This window comes from Paenibacillus sp. FSL P2-0121, from assembly GCF_037975345.1.
Lineage (GTDB): Bacteria > Bacillota > Bacilli > Paenibacillales > Paenibacillaceae > Paenibacillus_AQ > Paenibacillus_AQ odorifer.
Genome location: NZ_CP150245.1, coordinates 4,413,314 through 4,432,244, shown reverse-complemented (window position 1 = coordinate 4,432,244; position 18,931 = coordinate 4,413,314). Strand labels below are relative to the sequence as shown.

The 18,931-nt window shown below is 41.6% G+C and carries 18 protein-coding genes; 16 read left to right on the top strand and 2 right to left on the bottom strand.

The features are described 5' to 3' along the window. Positions 1 to 562: 562 nt before the first annotated feature. The 10 genes from murQ (at position 563) to MKY54_RS19605 (ending at position 11,535) form a co-directional block, all read left to right on the top strand. Positions 563 to 1,468, top strand: a complete 906-nt coding sequence (murQ, locus tag MKY54_RS19650) for an N-acetylmuramic acid 6-phosphate etherase (protein ID WP_076217895.1) — start codon at positions 563 to 565, stop codon at positions 1,466 to 1,468. A gap of 57 nt (positions 1,469 to 1,525) precedes the next feature. Continuing rightward, entirely contained in the window at positions 1,526 to 2,980 is a 1,455-nt protein-coding gene (locus MKY54_RS19645) for an extracellular solute-binding protein (protein WP_076190768.1), read from the top strand. Between the two features lie 104 nt (positions 2,981 to 3,084). Next, entirely contained in the window at positions 3,085 to 3,987 is a 903-nt protein-coding gene (locus MKY54_RS19640; RefSeq protein ID WP_060622964.1) for a sugar ABC transporter permease, read from the top strand. A gap of 18 nt (positions 3,988 to 4,005) precedes the next feature. Continuing rightward, a complete protein-coding gene (locus MKY54_RS19635) occupies positions 4,006 to 4,866 on the top strand; it encodes a carbohydrate ABC transporter permease (protein WP_076127188.1) in 861 nt (286 codons plus the stop codon). Continuing rightward, positions 4,866 to 6,086: an anhydro-N-acetylmuramic acid kinase gene (locus MKY54_RS19630; RefSeq protein WP_076307688.1), complete on the top strand. Its 1,221-nt coding sequence runs from the start codon at positions 4,866 to 4,868 to the stop codon at positions 6,084 to 6,086. The genes MKY54_RS19635 and MKY54_RS19630 overlap by 1 nt, the downstream gene beginning before the upstream one ends. Then, positions 6,087 to 7,058, top strand: coding sequence for a GNAT family N-acetyltransferase (locus MKY54_RS19625; RefSeq protein WP_256716012.1), 972 nt, complete (start codon positions 6,087 to 6,089; stop codon positions 7,056 to 7,058). It abuts the gene before it with no gap. 2 nt (positions 7,059 to 7,060) lie between these two features. Continuing rightward, positions 7,061 to 7,768, top strand: coding sequence for a PIG-L family deacetylase (locus tag MKY54_RS19620; RefSeq protein ID WP_076307689.1), 708 nt, complete (start codon positions 7,061 to 7,063; stop codon positions 7,766 to 7,768). Positions 7,769 to 7,866: 98 nt separating this feature from the next. Beyond that, a complete protein-coding gene (locus MKY54_RS19615) occupies positions 7,867 to 9,009 on the top strand; it encodes a DUF1343 domain-containing protein (RefSeq protein WP_076307690.1) in 1,143 nt (380 codons plus the stop codon). Positions 9,010 to 9,026: 17 nt separating this feature from the next. After that, positions 9,027 to 10,589, top strand: coding sequence for a glycoside hydrolase family 3 protein (locus tag MKY54_RS19610; protein WP_339187609.1), 1,563 nt, complete (start codon positions 9,027 to 9,029; stop codon positions 10,587 to 10,589). A gap of 28 nt (positions 10,590 to 10,617) precedes the next feature. Continuing rightward, complete coding sequence (locus tag MKY54_RS19605; protein WP_076307692.1) at positions 10,618 to 11,535, top strand: BadF/BadG/BcrA/BcrD ATPase family protein; 918 nt, start codon at positions 10,618 to 10,620, stop codon at positions 11,533 to 11,535. A 96-nt stretch (positions 11,536 to 11,631) separates the two neighbouring features. Here the strand turns inward: MKY54_RS19605 and MKY54_RS19600 are convergent, their stop codons facing one another. Continuing rightward, entirely contained in the window at positions 11,632 to 12,840 is a 1,209-nt protein-coding gene (locus tag MKY54_RS19600) for a GNAT family N-acetyltransferase (RefSeq protein WP_076307693.1), read from the bottom strand. A 177-nt stretch (positions 12,841 to 13,017) separates the two neighbouring features. Here MKY54_RS19600 and MKY54_RS19595 point away from each other — a divergent pair, with 177 nt between their 5' ends. The 4 genes from MKY54_RS19595 (at position 13,018) to MKY54_RS19580 (ending at position 15,960) form a co-directional block, all read left to right on the top strand. Then, the gene (locus MKY54_RS19595; RefSeq protein ID WP_076307694.1) at positions 13,018 to 13,212 is read left to right on the top strand and encodes a hypothetical protein; all 195 of its coding nucleotides are present in this window, start codon (positions 13,018 to 13,020) and stop codon (positions 13,210 to 13,212) included. Further along, entirely contained in the window at positions 13,196 to 13,324 is a 129-nt protein-coding gene (locus MKY54_RS19590; RefSeq protein ID WP_081383209.1) for a hypothetical protein, read from the top strand. The genes MKY54_RS19595 and MKY54_RS19590 overlap by 17 nt, the downstream gene beginning before the upstream one ends. Before the next feature lie 347 nt (positions 13,325 to 13,671). After that, a complete protein-coding gene (locus tag MKY54_RS19585) occupies positions 13,672 to 14,760 on the top strand; it encodes a DUF1648 domain-containing protein (protein ID WP_076307695.1) in 1,089 nt (362 codons plus the stop codon). Positions 14,761 to 14,970: 210 nt separating this feature from the next. Continuing rightward, a complete protein-coding gene (locus MKY54_RS19580) occupies positions 14,971 to 15,960 on the top strand; it encodes an aldo/keto reductase family protein (RefSeq protein ID WP_076127171.1) in 990 nt (329 codons plus the stop codon). 8 nt (positions 15,961 to 15,968) lie between these two features. Here MKY54_RS19580 and MKY54_RS19575 read toward each other — a convergent pair whose 3' ends face one another. Then, positions 15,969 to 16,868: a LysR family transcriptional regulator gene (locus MKY54_RS19575; protein WP_076127169.1), complete on the bottom strand. Its 900-nt coding sequence runs from the start codon at positions 16,866 to 16,868 to the stop codon at positions 15,969 to 15,971. Between the two features lie 205 nt (positions 16,869 to 17,073). On the opposite strand from MKY54_RS19575, the gene MKY54_RS19570 reads away from it, so the two are divergent. Next, positions 17,074 to 18,081 carry a zinc-binding alcohol dehydrogenase gene (locus MKY54_RS19570; protein WP_076127168.1) on the top strand — a complete coding sequence of 336 codons (1,008 nt, stop codon included), beginning with the start codon at positions 17,074 to 17,076 and terminating at the stop codon, positions 18,079 to 18,081. 15 nt (positions 18,082 to 18,096) lie between these two features. Then, the gene (locus MKY54_RS19565; protein WP_076307696.1) at positions 18,097 to 18,930 is read left to right on the top strand and encodes a sugar phosphate isomerase/epimerase family protein; all 834 of its coding nucleotides are present in this window, start codon (positions 18,097 to 18,099) and stop codon (positions 18,928 to 18,930) included. Position 18,931 lies beyond the last annotated feature (1 nt).

Below are 18,931 nucleotides of genomic sequence, written 5' to 3'. Positions count from 1 at the left end.
TGAATGTGAAGGAAAGCATTGATCATGGATCAATGCTTTCCTTTTTTTTGTATTTCATTCGCTTATTCGTGTACTAAAATGTACTACTTATCAATCTATGTCAGATTATCTACATGATGAATACGTTGATCTAATGAATATAATAAGTAGTTTAATTCAATAATTAATAGCTTGGCACACAATAATGAGGAAGAAAATGAATGGAATCGAAGACGAAACATCATCCGGTTGAACGCGGATGATGTAACTTTATGTTTCGTTTGGAGCGATAATCAGCAAATAATGCATTTTTTAAAATCGCTTTAACCTTAGAGCCATAGCGATCAAAGCAATTGGTAAAAATTTAAATTGTATCTTGTAAGCGCTTTATAAATGTGGTATAACATAGTATGTAAGAAATGAAATAAAACATCAGAATTTAATTTCTTTATGAAATTATATTTCAAAATCTATTGACGAAGCGATGGTGTTGTATTAGTATAAGAGCATAATAATTGTAAGTTAATATAACACGTTTTGTTAACTAGGTGACAGATTGAGACTGGGAAGAAGGAGGATGGCTATGAATGACTACCTTGCGGGATTGACAACAGAGGCTGTGAATCCAGACACATTAATGATTGATGAATGTACTACGGAAGAAATGATCCAGTTAATGAATCAACAAGATGCACTGGTCCCCAGAGCTATAACTGAGGAGATTCCGCAGATTGCAAAGGCGGTAGATATTCTACATCATAGGTTGTCTAATGGTGGAAGAATGTTTTACATAGGAGCTGGCTCATCAGGAAGATTAGGTGTTCTGGATGCTTCCGAATGTCCTCCTACCTTTGGTACAGATCCTTCCTTGGTGCAGGGCTATATCGCTGGTGGTGATATTGCTTTGCGTACTGCGGTTGAAGGCTGTGAAGACGATATGGATGAAGGGATCGCATTAATCGAAAGCATTGGTGTAACAAACAAAGATGTACTAATTGGGATTTCGGCAAGCGGTAGTGCAAACTACGTTATTGCAGCTTTAGCGAAAGCAAAGGAACTTGGAGCAGCCACTATCGGTGTTTGTAACAACAGAGGCTCAAAGTTCGAACCCATTGTAGATGTTTGTATAACACCTGTTGTAGGACCTGAGGTCATTAGCGGTTCGACTCGATTAAAGGCAGGAACTGCTCAGAAGTTGGTGCTTAATATGCTGACAACATGCACAATGGTCAAGTTAGGAAAAACGTACAACAACTTGATGGTTGATCTGAAGGCTAGTAATTTTAAGCTCGTAGATCGCTCGATTCGTATCATCATGAACACGACTGGTGTAGATACATCAACCGCCGCAGAAACACTTGATAAAGCATCTATGAACTGTAAGCTGGCAATTATGATGATTAAATCGGGGTTAGATGCAAAAGAAGCAGAACAAGTACTTAACGCAAACGGAGGACGCTTGAAACAGGCAATCGCATCATTGGTTTAGGTGTGAAAAGTGGAATAACAGGATGGATGCTATTAATAATTGAGGGGGCTGTTTTCGATGAAAAAAAGATCACGTGGATTAACTCTGTTTTTGTCAGGAATCATGATGGTATCACTCTTATCGGCTTGCGGAGGAAACGGAAATAACGCTACAACTTCTACAGATTCCGGTAATACAGGAACTAGTAACGGTGGTTCTGAGCCTAAAAAGGATACGATTACAGCACTTTTACCTCCGATATCAGCGAACTATCAAACACGTTTTGCTGATATGGAAAAAGAATTTAATACACTACATCCTAACTTGACTTTGAAAATCGAACCAGCGAGCTGGGAAGATATGACGCAAAAACTTGATACTCAAGTAAATGCAGGTTCTCCTCCAGATATTGCTTTTATCGGTGCTTCAGGAATTTCGAAATATGCAGCACTTAATGTACTAATCGACCTTAACGGTGCCCTTTCTGATGAAGCCAAGGCCGATTATGACGAAGTTCCATTGAAATATTTCCAACTAGGTGACGCTCAATACGGCCTACCAGCATATATGGAAATCCACACTATCGGTGGTAACAAACAATTCCTTGAAGAAGCCGGAATTGATTGGAAAAGCATTCAACAAAACGGTTGGACTTATGAAGAGTTCCGTAATGCAATTTCTAAAGGCGTAGTGAAAAATGATAAAGGTGAAACTACTCGTTATGGTTTCGTGTTCGCAACATCTGGTGTAGCATCTAAAGACTATCTAGCTATTCTTGCTAAAACTGCAGGTTTACCAGATTACTTCGATAAAGATCTTAAATATACGTATACAAGCAAAAACTTCTTGGGTCTACTTACATCTATTCGCGAAATGATCAACGATGGTTCTATGCCTAAAGAGCTAAGCTCTATCGATGCTGGCAAACGGTGGAACATGTTCCTAACGGGCCAAACGATGATCACAGGTAAAGGTTTATCTGCATTTGAAAACTCTGCTCGTCTAAACAATGAGAAGATTAAAGCGAACGATGGTTCAGCTGTTGCAGATTCTATTGAAGTTGATTATATTTCACTTCCAGTCCCAACATTCAACGGTGCCGATTATGTCCCTACTTCAATCGTTGATGGTTATATCGCACTTCGTGGTAAAAAAGCTCCATCTGAAGAGCACATCAAAAATATTGCCCTAGCAACGAATTTCTTGTCTTCTGGTTCAATTGCTGCTAACTACAGTAATGAGCTGTTCTTATCACCAATTACTGAATCTGCACGTAATGCAGAAGTACTTGAAAAATTCCCTCGTAACGAAGATAACGTTGCTGCAGGTAAAGCTATGATGGCAAAAGCGCTTCCGGCTCGTACAGATATTCCTACTGATCTGGCTGCTGAAGCATTAAAAATTGAAACAGAAGTTATTATTCCTAAACTACAAGCCTTACTTGCAAATGAGATTGCTCCACAAGAAATGTATGATGCAGTTAAAGCGGCTGCAATTAAATCTTTCGGTAAAGATGGTATTGTAGTTGACTAGTCTGTCGTAGGCTGACATGTGAAAGCTGTGCGTAGCTAGAACGTACAGCTTTCCTTCTAAATTAGCTAGAGCTTGTACTGTTTTTAGAAGAGAGGTGCGACCCAATGAATCAAACGTTGACTAAAAGAAAAAAATTGAAGCTCGAAAGTGACTCAGGTTGGGGATACGCGTTTATCGCAGTAGCACTTATTGCGTTTTCTTTATTTACCGCATATCCAGTCATCAATGCTTTTATTATCAGCTTACAAAAATATGGTCCATTAGGATCCACTTTTGTCGGCATGGATAACTTCGTTAACTCGTTTTCAGATGAACTTTTCTGGAAAGCACTGAAAAACACGTTAGTATATACGCTATTAACTGTTCCGTTTAATATTCTTCTATCATTTTTAATTTCAATTTTGATTATTCCTTTCAAGAAAAAAACACAAACGATCTTTAAAGCACTATATTACTTGCCAGCCGTAGCATCTGGTGTAGCGCTTTCTGTTGTGTGGCTGTGGATCTTCGATCCGTTAAAATCAGGTATTGCTAATAAGCTCGTGAGTTTTTTAGGTATTGAAAATCAAAACTGGCTTGGTTCCAGTGCAACTGCAATGTTCTCACTTGTGTTAATGTCATGGTTATCAAGTCATGGTACAGCAATTATTATTTATATAGCCGCATTACTCGCTATTGATAACAGCTATTATGAAGCAGCTGAAATTGATGGCGCGTCTTTCCTGCAAAAGCTTTGGTTTATCGTTGTCCCTTTCCTTAAGCCAACAACGCTATTCCTACTTGTTACGGGTGTTATCGGTTCCTTCCAAGTATTCCAAAACGCTTATCTTATGACAGGCGGTGGACCAGACCATGCAACAACAATGGTAGGTTTGTTAATCTTTAACAATGCGTTCACATATTTTGAGTTTGGTGAGGCAGCGGCACAATCATTAGTTCTAGCAGCGATTATCGGATTTATCTCATTCCTTCAATTCAAGTTTATAGGTAAAGATGTAGAATACTAGGAAAAGGAGCAGAATACTATGGGTTTGTACAACAATAGCTTAAGAAGCAAAGGGTATCTGTTTATACGTAATGGTGCAAACATTACGTTCCTTATCCTATTCGCCGCAGCTACCATATTCCCGATATACTTTATGGTCATTTCCTCGTTCGGTGATCCGGTAGAAGCTGGTGCAATGAGCTATTCTATCCTACCAAAGAAGATTTCATTTGAATCTTATAAATTCTTTTTTAACTTTAGCCCACATACATGGGACTGGTTATTGAACTCTTTTATAGTAGCAGCGTGTATCACGGTATCTAACGTATTTTTTGCTACTCTTGCTGGATATGCTTTTGCAAAAATGAAATTTAAAGGGAAAAACATTTTGTTCGCTATTTTGCTGGGATCTATGATGATTCCTGTTCAAGTTACTCAGGTTCCACTATATATTTTGATCGTAAATATTTTTGAATTACAAAATACGTACACTGCGTTGATTATGCCGAGCATAGTAACGGTATACAATATCTTCTTGGTTAAGCAGTTCATGTCCTCCATTCCAGGTGAAATTATTGAATCTGCTAAAATCGAAGGTTGTTCCCAGCCTAAAATCTTCTGGTATATCATTATGCCTCTATCTAAAACAATTATGGCAGTACTAGCAATCCTAACGTTCATGGCGGCATGGAATGACTTTTTCTGGCCGTTCCTAGTAACGAATACGATGGATATGCAAACCATTCAGGTCGGCTTGAAAAACTTTCGCTTTGCGAATACAACTTACTTTGCACCGATGATGGCGGGGGCAACCATTTCAGCAGTTCCAATGTTTATTTTGTTCTTCAGTTTACAAAAATACTTCCTTGAAGGGGTAACAGTTGGAGCGGTGAAAGGTTAATGGACAAACAATCAAAAGTGGATGCAACATACTTAGTTGGCTTGATGTCAGGTACATCAGTAGATGGTATTGATGCAGCAGTAGTTAAGCTTTTCCCTTCAGCCGAAAAAGAGCATGGAGTAGAGATTGAATTACTGGCTTTTGAAAACACACCTTTTGAGGTGCAAGTTAGAAACTCCATATTTGAGCTTTTTGATCCCGCTAGCGCTACGATTGATAAGGTTGGCGCAATGAATATGTGGCTTGGCGAATTATACGCCCAAGCCACATTATCCGTTATAGGGAAATGCGGCCTTTCGCCTTCGCAAATATTCGCAGTAGGATCGCATGGTCAAACAATCTATCATGCTCCGGAAGAGAATGTTATGGGCGGCTATAATCTGCATTGTACCGTTCAGATTGGGGATGGTGCAGTTATCGCCAATCGCACAGGGATTCCTTGCGTATCAGACTTTCGAGTTGCTGACATGGCAATGGGTGGACAAGGAGCTCCGTTAGTACCATTTACCGAATACTTATTGTTTAATAATCCAGAGAAAACACTTCTGATGCAAAATATTGGCGGAATAGGCAATGTGACTGTTTTGCCTGTAAATGCCTCACCGGATGAGGTATTTGCTTTTGATACGGGTCCTGGAAATATGATTATCGATGGCCTTGTATCGCAATTATTTATACCAATGACAATGGATGTTAATGGCGAAATTGGTGCGGGCGGTCAAGTGATTGATGAGCTATTGAAATGGATGCAGCAGGATAAATATTATACGATGCCGTTACCAAAATCGACAGGCAGAGAACGGTTTGGCCAACAATACGTGGCACAAATTATTGAAATGATGAAGGTTAATCACTGGAAAGCAGAAGATGTTGTTACAACAGCTACGTACTTAACTGCCTGGAGCATCGTCGATAGCTATGAAAGGTATATTGCACCGCAGCACCAGGCTGAGCAATTGTTAATTGGCGGCGGTGGAAGCTATAACAAGACGCTTTTGCGTGATTTGCAGCACTTATTTGCACCGCATAACGTGCAGGTGCTGACGCAGGAGGATATCGGTGGTAATAGTGATGCTAAGGAAGCAATTGCTTTTGCTCTGCTAGCGTATTACACGATGGAGCGCTTACCAAACAATATCCCGCTAGTAACTGGAGCTTCACAGCCAGTAGTAATGGGCAAAATTTCCTGGCCCTATATTGGACGTTCACAGGAGGCTTAAATGATGCAAATCAGATCCTTTTCAATTGAAGATCACTCTGCAGTTGTAGAGCTTTGGAATCGTGAGGCTACAAAATATGATTATAAGCCATTTACAGAGCGAGAGTTTCAAGATACATTCATCGACCATCCTTATTTTGACGCTGACTGTATATGGGTAGGCTGTGACGAAAAAGGGATTGTTGGTTTTGCAGCTGGCTGCTGCGGTGACGATCTCCCTCTTGGAGATGTGGCCGGTTATATTACGAGTGTTATTATAGATACCCATGTGGCTTCTCTGGAGCTTTACGATGCTTTTCTATTGCGTTTAGAAAAAAGATTCCAAGAACTTGGGAAAAGACAAGCGGATGTATTGTTTTTCAACCCTGTTAAGCTGAAGTGGAGTATACCAAGTGCACCTCAGCATGAGCATAATAATGCCCCGGGCATCAGTAAGGACCAGCCATTATATGAAGCTTTAATGGCTAGAGGCTACGAAGATCGAGCGACGCAATGCGGCATGTATTTAAAACTCGGAAGCTTTATAGTTCCCGAAGATATTTTAGATAAGGAAACCAATGCAAATAGCAAGGACTATTACATTACGTCCTATGTCCCTGATTTACATACAGGGCTTGAAGCAACGCTTGCTGCCCTGCAAAATCCGCAGTGGAAGAAGGATATTGTTACTTATGTGAAGGTTGGCGCACCACTTGTAGTAGCTGTGTACGGCAACGAGGTTGTGGGCTTTGCAGGTCCAATTATTTCGCAGCCTGATGGAAGAGCATTTTTTTGCGGTATCGGAGTGCACCCAGAGCATGAGGGTCATGGTCTTGGCAGTGTATTATTTTTCCGAATGGTTGAAGCTTTTCAAAATGTGGGCTGTCAATATATGTCTCTATTCACTGGAAATAATAATCCGGCTCTTCGAATCTATCAAAAAGCGGGCTTTACTATTGAAAAACAATTTTCTATATTGCGGAGGGAACTTTAAAGATGAGCGAAAAATTCACAGTATTAGCAATTGGAGCGCATGTTGGTGATGTGGAGCTAGCTTCTGGTGGTGTGCTCGCTAGTCATAGTTTAAAGGGAGATCGCATTGTGACACTAGCGTTAACTGCGGGTGAACGAGGGGTCCCGGCAGGACAGGATATGAAGGAATATCGTCAGCAAAAAGTGAAAGAGGCACAGGTTTTTGCGGATATGCTAGGCGGTGAAGCCATTGTATTCGATGGTTATTGTGACGGAGAGTTGCCTGACAATCAGGAAGTTCGTATGGAGGTTTGTGATGTAATTCGTCGCGTGAAGCCTAACATTATTATTACACACTGGAAAAACAGTATGCATAAGGACCATGCGCTAACGCATCATATCGTAAATGATGCCCGTTTCTTCGCAAGTCTATCATCCTTTGAACGAGCGCTCCCCGCGCACTTTGCAGCAAGATTATATTACTCCGAAAACTGGGAGGATGCGGTTGATTATGTCCCTTACGTATATGTGGATTTTGATCAAGCGGCATTTGATCTATGGATAGATGCTTTAAGCAAGCATTGGTTTGTGACGAATAGCAAATCTTTCAAATACATGGATTACTATAAAGCACTAGCAGTTGTTCGCGGCTGTGAAGCAAGAAAGACATATGCAGAAGCATTTATGGTGCCTGCTGAAACGGTGAAGGTTAGGCAGTCTAGTCTTTGGTAACTATTCAACTAGCTAAGAGGGAGTGTTTCTATGTATAGCAGGAAACATTCCCTTGTTCTATCCATTTATGCGAAAAAGCAGCTAGGAGGCAGCTTCATATGGTGTTAAATGGGATTGATTCTATAACGAATTATCGTTATTTGTTCGAAGGTAAGCGCGTAGGATTGATTACAGCGCCGACAGGTCTTACGAAGGATTTTGCATCAACGATTACTATTTTACATGAAAATTTTAATCTTGCTGCGATGTTTTCACCTGAGCATGGCGTTCGCGGAGATTTGGATGCAGGGGCAGTAGTAGACACTTACATGGATCCTTTTACGAATGTTCCAGTCTATAGCTTGTACCGTAAAGACTCCAAGCGTTTAACAAAAGAAATGCTGAATGAAGTAGACATCATTGTATACGATATTCAAGATGTTGGTGTACGCTATTACACATTTATTTATACGATGCTGTATGCACTTGAAGATTGTGCAAATGCAGGTGTGGAATTTGTTGTTCTTGATCGTGTTAATCCGCTTAACGGGGTAACGGTAGAAGGGAATGTCTTGAAGCCCGGCTTCAAATCATTTGTTGGAAATTACGAGCTAGCCGTGCGATACGGCTTAACAGCAGGTGAGGTAGCAACGATGGCAAATGATCAAATGAATTGGAATGCATCGCTGCATGTCGTTCGTTTGGAAGGCTGGGAACGGAGTATGTCCTTCCCGGATACAGGATTAACTTGGGTTCATCCTTCACTTGGAATACCACGATATGAAACGGCGTTATTATATACAGGAACATGTTTATTTGAAGGCACAAACTGCTCCGAAGGACGTGGAACAACGTTCCCTTTTGAAATGATTGGTGCTCCGTTCATTCAAGCGCAGCAATTGGCAGATGAGATGAATGCAAAAGGTATCCCGGGTGTGCTTTTTCGTCCAGTTCATTTCAAGCCAACGTCATCTAAACATTGTGGCGAGCTATGCGGCGGGGTACAAATTTACATTACAGATCTCCAAGTGCTGAGGCCTTTAGAAGTTGGGGTAATCTTATTATTTACGATAAGAGATTTGTACGAGCAATTTTCATTCCTGCCTCCTGTGAAGGAGGGCTCTCGTCCATTTATCGATTTGCTGGGGGGAGACAACATGTATCGTACGGACAATATGCAAGCCAAGCAGCTGCTTGAACAGTTTGCAGCGGAAAGCAAGCAATTTGCAGAAATAACACAGCAGTATCATTTATATCGCTAGAGGAAGGTGAATAATTGATGAGAACAATAGAACATATGAGCTTGCGCGAAAAGATTGGACAAATGTTCGTAACAGGCTTCCCTTCAACCGAGATCACTCCTGAGCTGAAGGAAGTTATTGAGCATTATAAAGTCGGCAATATTATTTTATTCTCACATAATATCGACAATAAATATCAATTAGGCGAGCTTGTTACTGAGCTGCAGCAATGGTACACGACACATACTGGTATCCCGGGCTTTATTACGATCGACCAAGAAGGCGGTCGAGTCACTCGTATGCCTAAAGACGCGACCAATGTTGCTGGAGCCATGGCAATTGCTTCTTCAGGACGACCTGAAAATGCGTATGCAGCAGGCAGAATGACTGCCAGAGAATTGAAAGCATTAGGTATTAATTTTAATCTAGCTCCAGTTATGGACGTTAACAATAATGCATTGAATCCAGTCATAAATGTTCGTTCCTATGGTGATTCTGTTGCAACAGTATCCCAGTATGGAATTCAAATGATGAAGGGATTGCTCGATGGAGGCGTCATGTCCTCACTTAAGCATTTTCCAGGTCATGGTGATACAAATGTCGATTCACATATTGGCTTGCCTACCATTGAAAAAACACTTGAGGAATTAGAGCAGCTTGAGCTGCTGCCGTTTAAGGCCGCAATTGAGCAAGGCGCTCAAGCGATTATGAGTGCACATATTTTATTTCCGAAAATTGAAAAATCCGGTGTGCCCGGAACTATGTCTCATACCATTATTACAGAGATATTAAAAGGAAAATTAGGATATAAAGGGTTAGTTGTATCGGATTGTTTAGAAATGGACGCGATCAAACGATACTATGGTACGGCAAAAGGAGCGTTAGGAGCTGTTAAAGCAGGTATTGATTTGGTATTCATTAGTCATACTCCTGAGACAGTGAAGGAAGCGATTCATTTGATCGAAGAAGCTGTAGCCACCGGTGATTTGGATGAAGCGCTGATTGATGCAGCTGTTACAAAAATTATAGCTTATAAAGCACAATATGCGACGATTGAGGAGCTGGATTATGAACTAGTTGGCTGCGATGTACATCGCCGAGCAAATGAGCTAATGCGTACGGAAACGATCTGCCTCATGAAAGGAGAGCTCCAGCCCATTCATACCGGTGACGAGCAAGTGTTATTTATGGGTTCCTATTCATACCGCACCGATCTTGCGTCCAGCAGCTTGAATCAAGCTCTTAGCTTTCCGCAATATATGGGGGAGCATTTTAATACAGCTTATGAGATTATCGACATTGACCCGAGCGAGGAGCAAATCAACGCTGCGCTGCCAAAGGTACAAGGCTACAAGCATATTGTTATCGGCTTGTTCAATGCGCGTGAAAACAAAGGTCAGCTTGCGCTTGTTCAGAAGCTGCTGGCAGCAGGCTGCAAAGTAACGGCCATTACATTAGGTCGCCCGTATGATTTACCGTTAATCGAAGGCGAGTTCTGCGGAATTGCGGCATTTGAGTATACACTTGATGCATTCAAATCACTCCTTCCAATCCTAAATGGTGAGGTTGTACCCACCGCCAAGATTACGATACAGATGTAGATAAAAAGTACAACAAGGGGACATAGGTATGGCATTTATCGTTGGAATTGATGGGGGTGGCACGAAAACAGCTGTCACCATTACGCATGACCAGGATGACTCTTTATTCACCTTTACTGTAGGGCCTATTAATTATAACGGTGGTGATGCTGACTCTATTGCCGCCTCCTTTGAGGAAATTTTTAGTCAAACGAAGCTCTACTGCGGTAATTTACAAGAAGTTGCTCATATATGTATAGGTGCGGCAGGAATAAGTAATCCGCTGGTCATCAATTTTTTGGAGCAGCATGTGAGAAATAACGGTTATATCGGGCCATTAACGATTACAGGCGATCAAGAAACCGCATTATACGGGGCACAAAATGCGATGCAAGGCATCATTCTCATTGCCGGTACAGGATCGATTTGCTTCGGGGTGAATGAAAAAGGAGAGCAGCATCGCACAGGAGGCTTTGGTCATTTGATTGATGACGAGGGAAGCGGTTATAGCATTGGGCGCGATCTATTATCCGCATTAGTTCAAGTGGAGGACGGAAGAATAACCGATACGGTCATCCCAGCGATGGTATATGAGCGGCTTGGCTTAAGTACTGTGAAAGAGATTATTGGCTTTGTTTATGATAAAAATACGACGAAAAAAGATATTGCGCAGCTCGCACCGATTATGACGACCGCATGCGAGAAGGGCGATGCACATGCACTAGCGTTAGCGGAGAAATGTGCAGCCAATCTATATGAGCTTGTTGTGCCTGTTATTGAACGGCTTAAGCTATATGAAAGTCCGATTGCGATTGCAGGAAGTGTGCTGCAAAAGTCTCGCTTTGTGAAAGAAGCCTTGGAGCGAAAGCTCGCACAGAGCTACCCGCAAACAAAGCTGATTTTGCCGATTAAGGATGCAGCCTACGGTGCTGTCCTGTTAGGAAGATCAAAAATGAACAACGACTAGTTTTTGTTGCTATGGAAAAATAAGGGTGTGTCATAAGTCCGAGCAGTTGGACTTGCGACACACCCTTATTTTAAAATGGTAGGAATCAAAAATGGCTTAAAATTTATCGGTCAAATAAAACACGGCTTGTTGTTTCGGAAATAGAGCTTGAAGGATGTTAGCGTCCTCCGTACTGTCCTTTGCTGCGCCTGCTTCATTATAGCCGAACATGATATAAGTCATTAGCTCGCGTTCATCTACTTCTATTGAAGTATAGGGATTGGTATGATTACTAGCATCCGAAACAGAAAGCTGCTTTTGCTTATAATCCAAGTAGATACAGTCCTCATTGCTGCGAAGTGCAATATGCAGCTCCTGGCCTGCAATTATGTTGCTACGGTTTAGGCGATCTTCTAATTCAGGCTGAAGCTTATGGAAAGTTGAACTGAGATTGATCATTTTCCACATCGCCATATTGATTTGAATTGAATTTGCATGATGCTGTTGGTAATAGGAATATAGCTTATGGTCCTCTGGGAGCATCGCTAATATTTGCTTTGCATTTTGGCGCAGCTGACATAAGGCATGAAACAAAGCTTCAACACCGTTTTCGGCTTCGTTCAAATACAATAATTCATTAATAAATACTTGTTCAGTATCTTTCTTTTCAATGATGCCATAAGCGACGATTTTTCCATTTCTGCGAAGGAGCAAGCAGTCAACTTTCTTCCATTCCGGCCAGGTCAATAAATCATTCCAATACGTTTTACTTCGGATCACGGTGTAGGTACGATTCTTATTAAATTGTTCATAGATGAAACGGATATCATCGAGATAACAGGCTTCAAAAGGAATGATTTCATCACTGCTTTGCTGCTGCTCCAAACTTGCTGGTTTTTCAATTGCGAAAGCAGTCTCGGGAATAAGTCTCCAGCCAGCTTTTTCATAAAACGCATGCTTACTAGCCAAAAGCAAGCTTATATCATAATCGGTTTCTTTCATATAGTTGGTCTGCGCATGAAGAATTTTGTGTGCAAGCCCCAGCCCGCGGTAATTTAGATCTGTACCGACACTCCCCATTGCACCCGTTTTCAAGATCGCTTGACCGACTCTAATATGAAACGGAAAAATTTGTACATTAGATGCAATCTTATCGTCAACCATCGCAAACCATGTTGTATCTGGATCATATGTGGTGTCTAGGTCTAATCTTTCTTGGAAAAAAGCTCGGCCTACGGAAAAGCATTCATCTAAAATATCGTAAATCTTTTCAAGCTGCTCTCTAGTTGGATGGTTCATTACGATGATGTTTGGTGTCGTCGTCATCTTTCATTTCCTCCTGCGCCGTAATGTTGGGATAAATTTAATAAATGAAAAAAAACGGTTTTCTTTGAAATTTAATTTCTTACCTTATAGTTTAATGTTGAAAAAAAATTTCGTCAATAATGGAACGTGGGGAATCATAGAAGTGATACAAAATTTAGATTGCTCAATATAGTCTAAATGAGTATTAGGAAAATAGCGACTTCGGCTGAGCAATTACAAGCACAAAGTGCACAAATGAAGGGGCAGCTTAAAAAGAAGAATGATAAACCGTTCAAGAACTTTTTGCAAAAAATCGGAAATATTTTCATACTGATGATTCCTGCATTTGTTGGAGCGGGTATAATTGCGGGGAAGTATGATTTCGCAAATTGAGCTAGACTTAAATGAATTGCCAGAATCAGAGAAAAAAGTAGCGGAGTACATTCTTGCAAATGCTAAAGAAGTGCTGCATATGACCATGCATGAGTTAATGGAACAAACCTGAGCAAGTACTATATTAAGCATGGACGGACTTATTTATACTCTGACGCAGTAATCCGCACCATTGCAGATAAGAGGCGAGTCCTTTACCAACACAGAATTTCAAACAGATGTAATTGCCATAATTGAGTTGTCAGATGAGTAGCTTTGCGCAGCAAAAAAACTGGATAAATGTTAATTTCACCCCTATAGTCACTAAAATCGATTATAATAAAATTTATGTTCAAGTCGATCACCTATCCTAAGTTAATAGGATCATCATACGCAAAAAGGCATAGCGCTCAATTGCCTATGCTATAAGGGTTATAGAGTTTTCAAATACACACTTATGTATAAGAGGAGGCGAATGATATGACGATAATGCCTGTTATAGTAATGATCTTTGTATTTGTACCTGCCATTGTACTCATGGTATGCATGCCTTATTTAACAAAAGAGACGATTAGTTTTGGGGTCACCGTCAGCCCTGTACAATTCCATAGTGAGCCTCTGCGCCAGATGCGGAAGTCATATGCTAGGATTAGTGCTACCGTGCATACCATCCTATTCATGGTTTGTATCCTCTGTCTAATATACGGTGATGAACATTCCAAGCAACAAAGTTGGATCATTGTCACTTATTCACTCGCCATGGTCGGAATCTCCCTAGTCATAAACATTAGCTATCATTTCAAAATGAAAAGTTTACTACCTATGCTGCCTATTGCTCTGGAACCATCGATCATGGCAGTGGACACTGGATTTCGGAAAAGAAACATTGGCTTGTCTAATAATTGGTTCCTCATTCATGTTTTAATTACTGTTGTTAGTATTGTAACTGTGCTGCGCAACTACGATCTGATTCCTGATCAGATTCCGATCCATTACAACAGCAGTTGGAACGTAGACCGCTATGCAGCTAAATCTTTTAGTTCTGTGTTTATGCCTACGATCATGCAAGTGTTCATAACACTTTTGTTCATATTTGAGAATTGGAGTATTCGCAGAGTAAAGCAGCAGGTTCAACCCAATGATACTAACCGTTCCATCAGACAAGACGCAGCTTACCGCCGTACTTGGTCATATTTTATGCTTACAGCAAGCTTCTTAATAGTTATCCTGTTTTCCGTCGTGCAACTAAACATGATATCTCTGCTTAACATGAGTTTCGCTATCCCTATTATCCTAATCATAATAGCCCTTGTCATCCTATACGCCTTGGCCTTAACGTTCTGGGCTGGTCAGGGCGAAAGCCGCTTGGAGCGATCTGCCGATAGCTCCAATGTCAGACCTGTCCATGACGATGATAAATGGCGATTAGGTATGATTTATTTCAATCGCAAAGATCCAAACCTAATCGTCAAGAAAAGGCTCGGAGTCGGCTGGGGATTAAATTTCGGTCACCCAGTAAGCTGGCTGTTTTGGCTCGGAATTATTGTACTGTTAGTTGTGGTGCGGTAACAAGGCTTGGAGGTTAATACTCACCGGAGTATAGGCGAAGTTAGAGTTTCGAAACAGAATATGTACCGAAAAAAACGCCTAAAGGGCGTTTTTTATTATCTTTAAGGATCTCAGTAATATCTTTTTTGAATTAAATCGCATCTTAAAGAGTATTTCTCGTATTAATATCTCTTTGTTACAATCAGATTGTTATCTAAAGGAGGGTATAAAATGAACTATCGTAAATTAGGAACGAGTGGCTTACATCTAAGTGAGATTGCTTATGGTAATTGGATTACACATGGTGCTCAAGTGGACAATGATACTGCCCATGCTTGTGTTCGCGCTGCATTGGATGTAGGGATCACAACATTTGATACTGCAGATGTATATTCCGATACGAAAGCTGAGATGGTGCTGGGCCAAGCATTAAAAGGAGTGCACAGAGCTGATATCGAATTGTGTACCAAGGTGTGCCATCCCACAGGGACGGGACGTAACGCAAGAGGTCTGTCTCGCAAGCATATTATGGAGGCGTGCCATGCTTCACTGAACAGATTACAGACCGATTATATTGATATCTATTATGCGCATCGCTTTGACGCATCAGTATCCCTTGAAGAGACCTTTTTGGCTTTTTCGGATCTGGTGCGTCAAGGTAAGGTTCTCTATGTCGGGATAAGTGAGTGGACGGCGGATCAGATAGCAGAAGGTGCTATTTTGGCGAGGGAATTGAAGGTGCCATTGGTGGCTAGTCAACCTCAATATTCGATGTTATGGCGTGTGATGGAGACGGAGGTAGTTCAAGCTTGTGAGCGGGAAGGGATTGGACAGGTGGTCTGGTCACCGCTAGCTCAAGGGATTCTTTCAGGCAAATATATGCCAGGTCAACCATTGCCAGAGGGTTCTCGTGCTTCAACAGCTGCGGGCTCACCATTTATGAATAAATTGGCGGGTCAGTGGCTTCGGACTGAGGTGCTTGAGGCGGTCTCGAATCTCTCTTCCATCGCCAGTGAAGTTGGGTTGACGCTTCCGCAGTTGGCTATAGCATGGGTGTTGCAAAATCCACAAGTCTCATCTGCAATTATTGGGGCATCCAAACCTGAGCAGGTTATAGAAAATGCCAAAGCTGCGGGAGTTCGTCTGGATAGGGAAGTGATGTTGGAAATCGATAGGGTGCTAGAAGGACTCGTTGAACGTGATCCTAGAAAAACGGGCTGAATATTATATTATTCACCATTAATAGCTTCTGAACTCATTTGTCCTATGATCTCTAGTAACGCGGATAAGGAGGCACGATCGCAATCGGTTCTCCAAGCGGCATAAAGGGGAATCGATGGTGTGCTTTCTTCAAAGGGACGAAATGCGACACCTTCACGCTGAAAAATAGCAACTGATGAGGGCACAATGGAAACTCCAAGATTAGCAGCTACCAAGTTTACAATGGTGTACATCTGAATGGCTTCCTGTACAACATTCGGATACATGTCGTGTTGGGCGCAGAAGCTCATAATGAGGTCATGAAAAGGAGCTCCTAAATGACGTGGGAACGATATAAATGGCTCTAAAGCTAAAGAGCGAATGGATAACACCGGTAAATGAGCTAGGTGATGCTGCTCTGGCAAAACGGCAATAAGCGATTCATTGACTAAGGGACGATGCTCGATATGTTTGCCCGACTCTGTATAACGTACAAATCCAATGTGAATCGTTCCTTCATGTAAAGCCTGCCACTGCTGAGCAGACGTCATCTCATGTAATGTGAGTTGTACTTGTGGATAACGTTCCCGAAACATTTTTAACATATCAACCAATACTCCACCAGCTGCAGAATCTATAAATCCAATGTTCAAATGTCCGATAATTCCTTGATCGACTAATTGTGTTGTTTTAATAGAGCGTTCCAGTTGAGATAAAATGGATTTAGCCTCCTCTAGAAATACCGCCCCCGCTGACGTGAGACGAACTTGTCTTTTATTCCGTTCTAATAGTTTCACACCAATCTCATTCTCCAGAGCTTGAATTTGCTGGCTTAAGGGAGGCTGCGTCATATTTAGCTTCTCAGCTGCACGGTTAAAATGCAGTTCCTCTGCTACTGCGATAAAGTATTGTAATTTTTTTATGTCCATATTTTTCATTCTCCCTTGAAATGCTTCTCCAAGCAAGTATAAGGATCTTTGAACGAAAATGAAAGGAATGACATGTCGTCTCCTCACTTAAACTCTACCTCCCATCTTACTTTTAGACAAAAAAACATTTTTGCAGTCAAAGACATGATGTCTAAAAACGCATACATTTAAATAGAAAGTTTGAGGATCATGGGAGGTAATGAGGATGAAAAATAGAAAGATAATGTTTATGAGCCCACACCATGTGGAAACGGTTGAAGAGGAGCTTGTACTTAAGGCTTTAGGTGACCATGAGGTACTCGTAAAATTGATTTATTCGCTGATTAGTCCGGGAACGGAGATGGCAATGTTATCTGGCAAAGAGGATTGGGCAAAACTCCCGCTGTGTCCAGGTTATGCAAGCGTCAGTCGTATCGTAGAATGTGGTAAAGGTGTTCAGGAATTTCAAGCGGGCGATGTGGTTTTTCATTACGGAACTCATTGCGAATATCAAGTGGTTGAAGCTAGGGATGTTTTCATTCGAGTGCCGGATGCGCTAGACTTGAAATGGGTACCGTTTACCCGGATGGCTACGGTAGCTTTTACATCGATACGTGTGTCGGATATCGAACTTGGAGACAAAGTGAGTGTGACAGGTCTTGGATTGGTAGGCAATCTTGCAGCTCAATTGGCGCGTTTGCAGGGGGCTACGGTAATTGGTATGGATTTGTCCAAAGAACGGCTGCGGACCGCGCGTCAATGCGGTGTGGATTACACACTGGACAGTGGCGAAGGATTGGTAAAAGAGCAGATTATGACGTTAACTAAGGGCAAGGGTGTTTCCAGTCATATTGAGGCAACCGGTGTTTCCAAAGTTGGGGTTGATAGTCTTCAATACATCGGCTCACAGGGAGAAATCATCTTTTTGGGTAGCCCGCGTGGAGAATACAATACAGATATTACGGATGTGCTTAATTACTGTCATCTGTATAACCGGGGATGCATTACATTTAAAGGTGCTCACGAATGGCGTTATCCAACAGAGCCTAATTCGTTTGTGAAACATTCCTTGGTGCGTAATTCTGGCATTGTCTTCGAGCTTATGCAACAACAGAAGCTGCACATCGAACCTTTGATTAGCCATGTCATCAAGCCGGAGCAAGCTAGCGAAGCCTATGAGGGATTAAGAACCAACAAAGATCAGTATAATGGCGTACTGTTTGATTGGTCATAAAGGGGGAGAACGACGATGATAAGAGGATTAACAACAGCGGGTTTGGGAGAAATTGCTTCTAATGAAGAATATATCAGACTTGCGAGCCAATTCGGGTTTCAGGCCATAGACGTCAATCCATTAGAGTTGGTACAGCAGTATGGCAAGGATGGGGCCATCCAATTACTGGAAAGTCATGGCATCATGCTAGGATCATTTGGTTTAGAGGTAGATTGGCGCACGACAGAGGAAAGCTTTAGGGAAAGTCTGAAATCGCTTACGCTGATGGCTGAGGCCGCTGCTGCATTAAATTGCACCACATGCTGTACCTATATTTTGCCTTCGACAGATCTTCCGGTCGCATCGTTCATGATTGCAGCCACTAGACGTTTAAGACTATGTGCAGAAATATTAGGCGCCTATGGTATTTCGTTAGCCTTAGAGTTCGTTGGTCCTCATCACTTACGTACACAATGGGCAAATCCGCTAATCTGGACGATGCAAGATACGTTGGACTGGATGGATACAATTCAAGTGAGAAATATCGGTTTATTACTGGATTCCTATCATTGGCATACGAATGGATTAACGAGTGAGGACCTGCTGAAATTACAACCGCATCAAATTGCGTATGTCCATATTAATGATGCTAAACCTCTGCCGATAGAGGAATTGCTAGATTCCGATCGATTGTATCCAGGGGAAGGATCCATTGATCTTACCGGATTCTTGGGAAGCTTGAAAAAGATCGGATACAAGGGCGTTATCGCTCAAGAAGTGCTAGCGCCAGCTTCATCACAAAGTTCATCTGAACTATTTTCTCGTTCCAAAGCAGGCTTCGATAAAGTATTCTCATCACTGGAAATCTAAC